General features: G+C 67.1%; 7 protein-coding genes. 4 read left to right on the top strand and 3 right to left on the bottom strand.

What is annotated here, in order from left to right; translation table 11 throughout:
* The first annotated feature begins 89 nt into the window (after positions 1-89).
* Entirely contained in the window at positions 90-965 is an 876-nt protein-coding gene (locus ABZ345_RS05325) for a hypothetical protein (protein ID WP_359843191.1), read from the top strand.
* A 57-nt stretch (positions 966-1,022) separates the two neighbouring features.
* Here ABZ345_RS05325 and ABZ345_RS05320 read toward each other — a convergent pair whose 3' ends face one another.
* From ABZ345_RS05320 to ABZ345_RS05310, 3 genes are all read right to left on the bottom strand, one after another.
* A complete protein-coding gene (locus ABZ345_RS05320; protein WP_359843190.1) occupies positions 1,023-2,774 on the bottom strand; it encodes a DUF1996 domain-containing protein in 1,752 nt (583 codons plus the stop codon).
* A 249-nt stretch (positions 2,775-3,023) separates the two neighbouring features.
* Positions 3,024-3,266: a hypothetical protein gene (locus tag ABZ345_RS05315; protein ID WP_359843189.1), complete on the bottom strand. Its 243-nt coding sequence runs from the start codon at positions 3,264-3,266 to the stop codon at positions 3,024-3,026.
* A 130-nt stretch (positions 3,267-3,396) separates the two neighbouring features.
* Positions 3,397-4,122 carry a hypothetical protein gene (locus ABZ345_RS05310; RefSeq protein ID WP_359843187.1) on the bottom strand — a complete coding sequence of 242 codons (726 nt, stop codon included), beginning with the start codon at positions 4,120-4,122 and terminating at the stop codon, positions 3,397-3,399.
* A gap of 264 nt (positions 4,123-4,386) precedes the next feature.
* Between ABZ345_RS05310 and ABZ345_RS05305 the strand changes: the two genes are divergently transcribed.
* From ABZ345_RS05305 to ABZ345_RS05295, 3 genes are all read left to right on the top strand, one after another.
* Positions 4,387-4,530, top strand: a complete 144-nt coding sequence (locus ABZ345_RS05305; protein ID WP_359843185.1) for a hypothetical protein — start codon at positions 4,387-4,389, stop codon at positions 4,528-4,530.
* A gap of 189 nt (positions 4,531-4,719) precedes the next feature.
* On the top strand, positions 4,720-5,547 hold the full coding sequence (locus ABZ345_RS05300; RefSeq protein WP_359843183.1) for a hypothetical protein: 828 nt from the start codon (positions 4,720-4,722) through the stop codon (positions 5,545-5,547).
* On the top strand, positions 5,544-6,968 hold the full coding sequence (locus ABZ345_RS05295) for a hypothetical protein (RefSeq protein ID WP_359843181.1): 1,425 nt from the start codon (positions 5,544-5,546) through the stop codon (positions 6,966-6,968). Before ABZ345_RS05300 ends, ABZ345_RS05295 begins: the two co-directional genes overlap by 4 nt.
* Positions 6,969-7,013 lie beyond the last annotated feature (45 nt).

Here is a 7,013-nt window from a genome sequence, read left to right as displayed (position 1 = left end):
GTTTTATTTTTTTTATTTTTTTTGATATCCTTTCCTCGCGGGGGGGGGCCCCCCGCCCGGGGCGGGCCCACCAACGGTGGGGGTGGACGATGCGCAAACTGAGCTTCACCGACTGGATCTTCGCGCTGGTGGCCGTCCTGGTCGTGGCCGGCGGCGGGACCATGCTGTTCCGCTCCACCTCCGCCCCCGCGCACTCGCAACACCAGCAGGCCGCCGCTGTCGTGCCCGCGAGCCACAGCGACGGTCTGTCCGAAGTGGAGGGTGGCTACCGGTTCGAACGCGTCGTCATGCCCGAAGGCCGCGGAACGGCGATCCCGGTGGCGTTCCGCATCCTCGCCGCCGACGGCAAGCCCGTGACCCAGTTCCTGGACGACCAGACCAAGCAGATGCACTTCTTCGTCGTGCGCGACGACATGAACGTCTTCCGGCACGTGCACCCGACGCTCGACGGCGACACCTGGCACACGGCGGTCGACCTCCCCGACGGCGGCGCCTACCGCATGTTCGCCGAGTTCATCCCGTTGGACACCAAGGACCCCCGCCATCCCGTGGTGCTCGGCGTGCCGTTCAGCGTGCCCGGCGACACCTCACTCGTACCCGTGCCGCCACCGGACGCGCGCACCGTCACCGCCACCGGCTACACGGTGACCCGCGTCGACGAGACCGCCACGCTCCCGTTGCTGAGCGAGCGTTCGCTGCGCCTCGCGATCCGCACCCCGGACGGCACACCGGTCGAGAAGCTCGAAACCCACCTGGGCGCGAACGGGCACATGACCGGCTTCCACACGATGTTGTTGTCCGCGACGCACCTGCATCCCGTGGAGCCGGCCGGCGCACCGCTGATCAACGGCGAGCTGACGTTCCGCGCAGTGTTCGCCGAACGCGGCGAGTACCGCCTGTTCCTGGAGTTCTCGCACGGCGGCAAGCTGCACACCGCGGCGCTCACGGTCGCCGTCGGGGGCTGACCCCTTGGCGGCCGGAGCAGGGGGCGCGGCCCTCGCTACTGCCCCCCGCAGCAGCGGTCAACCGCAGCGCCGTCCCTCGTTCACACACCTCACGATCTGATCCATGGTCTGCTCGGAGTTGACGTTGGCGAAGTCGTTGTGGTCGGAGAACGGGTTGTGGTTCTCCTCGGGGAACGCGTCGAGCTGGTACTGCCCCTTCTCCTGCACCTCGCGGGAGATGTCGTAAGCGATGGTGATCCGCAGCTGCGGGATCGCCTTGAAGCCCTGCGGGCACGCGCCGGTCTGCTCGTCCGCGAACTGGACGTGGTCGCGGTGGTTGGCGCTGTCGGTGTTCTGACCGTCCCAGCAACCGGCGAAGTCGTGCACGCGCATGACCTTGCTGCCGTTCGGGCAGATGACGTACTTGTCGGAAAGCCGATCGTCGAACCCGCCGCAGGTCCAGGTCGTACGGGCGTTGGCGGGGCCGCGGCTGGTCGGCTTGGCATCACCGGTGATCATCTTGAGGAACTTCGGCATGGCGGTGACCTTGCCGGTCGCGTTGCCGCGGTACTCGATCTTCACCTGGGCGGGCCGCACGATCTTGCCGTTGTTGCCGACGAGTTCGAGGTTCTGTCCTGTGGGAGCAGCCAGGGCCGGGTCGTTGCCGCCGTTGTTGTTCCCACCCGCGTCGCCGGTCTCGTTGAGGCCGCACGGCGCGAGGCGCTCCAACCCCTGCGGCCGCTGGGCGTTTCGGCCGATCGCGATCGCGATCCGGTCCAGGGTCGCGATCCGCTTGTCCTTCAACGGCCCGAGGATCGCGTTGTCGACGAAGTTCGGCCCGCCCTGCCCCTTGCTGGTGACCAGTCGCTGGTTGGCCTCCGCGATCTGCTTGTCCAGCAAAGCCAGGTTCCGGTCCACCTCGTCGATCGCCTGCGCCGGCACTCCTGGCAGCGCGCCGCGTACCGACGGGCACTTGATCGTCGGCGTGGCACTGTCCTGCGCGCCGCTGTCCTGCGCGGCGAACTTGTGCGGGGCCTGCGTGTGATCGCCGTGCCCACCGTGCCCGAAGCGCACATCGCAGTCCGCGAGCGAGGTCAGATCGGGCTTGCGCGCGGTGCGGCCGATGGCGATCGCCATCCGGTCCAGGGTGGCCACTCGCTTGCTCCGCAGCGGGCCGAGGATCGCGTTGTTGACGAAGTTCGGATCGCCGGGGTTCTCGTCGCGGGCCACGCGTTCGCTGGCCTCCTTGAGCTGCTGGTCGAGCAGCTGCAGGTTCCTGGTCACCTCGTCGCGGGCCTGCTGCGGCACCGCGGGCAACCGGTCCGCGACCGCCGGGCAGGCGACCTCGGCCGGCCCTGCTTCCTTGAGCTTCTCCGGACTCGAACCGGACGAGGTCGTGTTCGCCTTCGGGTTGATTCGCACGACCGGCCAGAAGTAGGAGGACCTGTCACCGTTGCGGCAGGTGGTGTCCGACTCCGCCAGACTGTCGTCAGTGGACTCGGCGCTGATCGACAGGTTGCCGACGAAGTCGTGGACGTGCTGTGCACCATGACGCAGACCCGGTTGCGCGACCGGGTTGTCCGCACTGAACTTGCCGTTCTCGTTGGTACCGCAGTCGACCGTGAACACTCCTCCCGCTCCGCCCTGCCGCAGTTTCGGTGCGACGACGTTGGACTTGACCTCCTCGATGCGCACGAACGCGCCGAGAGGCGCGGGCTCGCCGTCCTTCGCGGCCAGAGCCACCGTGGCGGTGCCCACCGCCACCACAGCGACCGCTGACAACGAGGTGATCAGGCGGAACCTCCGCCGTTCGTCCACTCGGTGCGTCATTCGTCCTCCTCGTTGGTGCCGTGTCTGACACGGCATACGGAGGCGCGGGCGACGTCGGCCGGACGCAAGCCGCAACGTCAGCACCCCGTAAGAACCTCGTCCGCCGACGGGGTGAGTGCGACCAGAGCGAGCGCAGCCGTCCAACGCTGGGCCGTACCGCTGCGGGCGAGCTGACGCGTCACTGCGGTTTCAGCACGTCCGGGACCGCCGAGCAGCCGGCAGGTGCAAGGCCCGTTTCCCGGGGCGCAGTCAGTCTCCGCGCTTGGCGTAGTCGCCGATGCCTTCGCCTGTCATGTCTCGTGCCACGGTCAACCATTCGCTGAACGCTTGGCGCTGACGTGTTTTGGGGTGTGCGCGAACGTAGGCCATGACCTCGGGTGACGCTATGGTGCGGTAGATCAGGACGAGCTGTGCGGCGGCGATGCGGGGGCGCGGTGAGTGCGGCGGTTCGCCCGTCTCGTCGGCGAGTTCGGCGGCCACGGCAGTGGCCACGCTCGTCGCACCAACATGCTGATCCAGATGGCGTCGAGGGCCTTGGACGCGATCGCTGCGGAGTTGAGGGCGATCAAGGCAACCAGACCGCTCTCGAGCTGACGGCGAGGGATCGCGTGAAATCGACCGGTCAGCCTTGGGCGATGATCACGTCGTCGATCACCGGAGCCTGATCCGGCTCGAAGGCCAGATGGAGCAGAGCGAAGTCGGACGACCGGTAGCCGTCCCGCAAGGCGAAGGAGCTGCGCGAGAACTGGAGGTAGATCGGCTTGCGAGAGGTGATCCAGCCGTCGATGCCGTTTCCTGCCGCGTCAGCGAAGATCGTCTGGTAGCGGTCTTCCCGCAGAGTCTTGCCGTCCCCGTCGAAGAGGTTGAAGCTGCAGAAATCAGGAAGATCGGGAACGTCCTGGCACGACGAGACGGTGAAACTCGCGCCGACGAACGGCCGTGCGTCCGCCAGCGCGGATTTGCGGTACGCGGTGCGGAAGTGACCGGTGAAATTGGTGAACAGGGTGGTGCCACGATCGGTCGGGTTGACCATGTCGAGCCGGAACGACGGAATCGGCAGGGCGTAGCCGGGCGGAACGTTATTGATCAGTCTGTGCACCTTGTAGGGCGTCACCTCATAGGTGAAGCCGTCGTACACGAACTGCTTCGCCCTCGCACCACTGGCTGGCGCGGGCGACACGCTGGTTCGTTGCTCGGCGGTGGATGGCTTGGTGTCCGTCAGCGGCTGGTTCTGGCCACACGCTGCCAGCAGGCCCGCAAGCGCGAATGCCGCGATCGTTCTCGAACTCGTCATGGGCTGCCGATCGCTCGCTCTTCTTTCTCCGTTAGCCACTGGAACCGGTGTCATGCTGATGGCTTAATGGCATAGCGCACTCTTATGAGTCCGCCGGGTTTTCAATCTTCCCGGCGCAGGGCGAACATTGATCTCAATCGTGACCGCTTTGTGTGAATCGCGATCGGAACCCGAGCGTGGTATCCCGGCAACCAGCGCAGGGTTGGTCTGCCTGCGGTGCTGCAGGCGGCACCGCAGCCAGTAACGGATCTCGGCACCGCGGGGACATGTTCGTCGTGGTACAGGACGAACCGGAGATGACCCAGGCCGAGTGCGCCCATGCCGGCCTGGAGCCCGACCGAGCGAGCGCGATGGCCGAGCCGGAGAAGAAGGCGCGGCATCGGCGACCACGACACGCTGGCCCGGCTGGCGAAGGTCGAGGCGTCGGGAATGACGATCGACGACGTTGTCACCGAGATGTAGTGCGGGCTGTCAGTGGAGCCGGGCGAAGCGATGAGGGAGCTCGGTTTCGAAACGTCCGGCGTCATTGTCGAAAGTGCCGTGTCGGACGATGTCACAGCCAGGGTGCAGAGGGTACCCGAACAGGTCGACTCTGGTCTCTGTGCCGGCCTGTGTCGTGGAGCCAACACGGCCTTCGAAGAGGGGGCGGCCATGTCCGGTGACTTCATTGAGGACCTGGGACGCTTGAGCGACGACGAACTGTACGAGATCGTCGGGATGGACCTGCAGGGCACTGGGCTCGGTGTGTCCCCGGCCGACCGGGGCCGGTTCGGCCGGTTCGCCCGGTCGTGGCTGGACAACAAGAGCCGCCAGTTGTGGAGCCAGATCCAGGGCACCGACACCTACCGCATCTGGCTCGAGTCTGCGGGCCGAGACCAGTTGGTCGACCCGGACACCGTCGGCCGCATCCTGGTGGAGGACGACTGGGAGCCGCGCGCTTCGGCAGCCTTGGCCCTGCTGCTCGTCCGGTCGAAGACCGCGGCGGTGAGCGATGCGTACGACATCGCCGTGTCGTTCGCCGAGAACGAGCGCGACTACGTCGACCGCACCGTGACGGCGGCGAGAGCGTTGGCGTTGAAGGTCTTCTACGACAGGGACATGAGTAACACATGGTGGGGCCGCAACTTCGTGGTCGAGCGTCGCAGGATCTACGGGCAGCTCGCGCTGCACTTCGTGCCGTTCATCTCGGCCGAATACCTGACCGAACCCATGCCGCGGGACGACTTCTCACACGCCGTCGCACGCGCGTTCAACAGTGGAAACCGTTACATCCTGCCGGTTCTCGTAGGCGACGTGAAGGTGCCCAGCGAGTTGCTGCTCCCACTCATCGGTTTCCTCCGCGCGGAGAAGCACACGCCCGAGGAGCTGGCGGCGCACATGCGCATCGTCGTGGACGACTCGCGGGCACGTGGTCTGCAGCCGCGTGACTTCGGCGCCGTCGTACACGACGCGCACCGCGACCTCACGGACCAGCCGTGACCGGCGAGTCCATGGCCGAGCGCTGCGCGCGCAAGCTCGAGCCCGACTGGACGCAGAAGAACGACGACATTCGCGCTCGGTCGCGTGAACTCGGCAGCCACCACCTGCTGGCGGAGTTCGACGCGGCAACGGCCGAGTACGGGCAGACCGAGTGGGGACAGAGGTCCGCCGGCCCGATGGAGGCTTTCGTCGCGACCTTGACCGAGGGGTTGGTCGAGGCATTGGCCGACCTCGGCGCCGATCCGGCAAGACTGCGCACTGTCCACGTGGTGCCGACGTTGCGCGAGGACATGACCGCCGAGATGCGGCCGTTCGCCGACGGTTCGGGACTGGTGGTCATCTCAGACTCGATCATCACTCTCTGCGGCTTGTACGGCGAGTCGGTGGCAGTCGCGATGAGCCACCTCTCCTCCAACGGTCGGATGCGAAGGTTTTGGCGGGCCTTCAACGCGGCGAGGAAAGGTGCTCAGGGGATCGACGTGCCGGTTCTCACCAGCCTGCTCCGCTACCACAACGTGAACCAGCGGGTCTACAACCTGGCGGCGAAGCTGGGGCTGAGGGTTCCACCGGATGCCGAGATGGTCGCCCAGCTCGTCATGCTGCAATCCGCTCGCTTCGTGATCGGCCACGAGTTGGCCCATCACGTGCTGGGACACGACTCGGCGCCCAGCGGGTTCTTCCCAGGCGAGCACCTGCCGGCCTGCTCAGACGACCAGCAGCGCGAACTGGCCGCCGACTTGCTGGCCCAGCGCGCCGTGGTGCGGGCGACCGAGGCAGAACTGGGCGACACCGAGGCAGCGCGGGCCGGAGGCCTGCTGGCAGTGCTGGGCGGAGTGATCGCCATGCTGGCCGTGCACTCGGCTGAACAGGCGCTGTTCGTCCGCCGGGGCGTGAGCCATCCACCGGCGTCCCAGCGGGCAAGCCTTCTGCTGGCCCAGACCGATCCGCGCACCCGCAGGTACGCCGAAATGTTCCTTCCCGCTCTGCTCGCTGCGACCGCGGCGTCCTCGATGTTCAGCGAGGGCGCCGACGTGTTCGACGGAGACCGGGCGCTGGCCTCGCCGATGGTCAGCACGCCCCTGCCGAGGACGTCCATGCGCGCTGTCGGCATGTTCGACACCCTGCAGTGCCTGTCCAACGACCGCTCGGTCCAGTTCCTCGAGCGGGCCCGCCCGGCGATCTCATCGATCGGCGAGGGCGCCCGTCTGGCAGCGGCCGGTAACGCTGCTGCGGCCCTGCGCGAATGGGGCGTGTCCGAGGAGTCGGTGCGCCACATCGTCGATCCCTGGGAGCCGCTGACCTTTCATAGCCTCTTGGTGAGCGTGCGGGAGGGTTTGACGACGCGGGGCCTGGACGAGGACATGAGGCTGAGCATCTCCGTGGTCGCCGCCAGACTGGTCGCGATGGCACTCGAGTCCTAGCTTCGGTTTTGACCTGGCTGGTCGGGGCCTGGGTGGCTGGGCGTG

Origin of the sequence: Lentzea sp. NPDC005914, from assembly GCF_040629405.1 — a bacterium.
Lineage (GTDB): Bacteria > Actinomycetota > Actinomycetes > Mycobacteriales > Pseudonocardiaceae > Lentzea.
This window is presented reverse-complemented; position numbering and strand designations above follow the sequence as displayed.

What these genes read in the sequence shown, in the direction of transcription:
- ABZ345_RS05310 (WP_359843187.1), bottom strand. Translation starts at nt 4,122, where the DNA reads ATGACACCGGTTCCAGTGGCTAACGGAGAAAGAAGAGCGAGCGATCGG.
- ABZ345_RS05305 (WP_359843185.1), top strand. Translation starts at nt 4,387, where the DNA reads ATGCCGGCCTGGAGCCCGACCGAGCGAGCGCGATGGCCGAGCCGGAGA.
- ABZ345_RS05325 (WP_359843191.1), top strand. Translation starts at nt 90, where the DNA reads ATGCGCAAACTGAGCTTCACCGACTGGATCTTCGCGCTGGTGGCCGTC.
- ABZ345_RS05300 (WP_359843183.1), top strand. Translation starts at nt 4,720, where the DNA reads ATGTCCGGTGACTTCATTGAGGACCTGGGACGCTTGAGCGACGACGAA.
- ABZ345_RS05320 (WP_359843190.1), bottom strand. Translation starts at nt 2,774, where the DNA reads ATGACGCACCGAGTGGACGAACGGCGGAGGTTCCGCCTGATCACCTCG.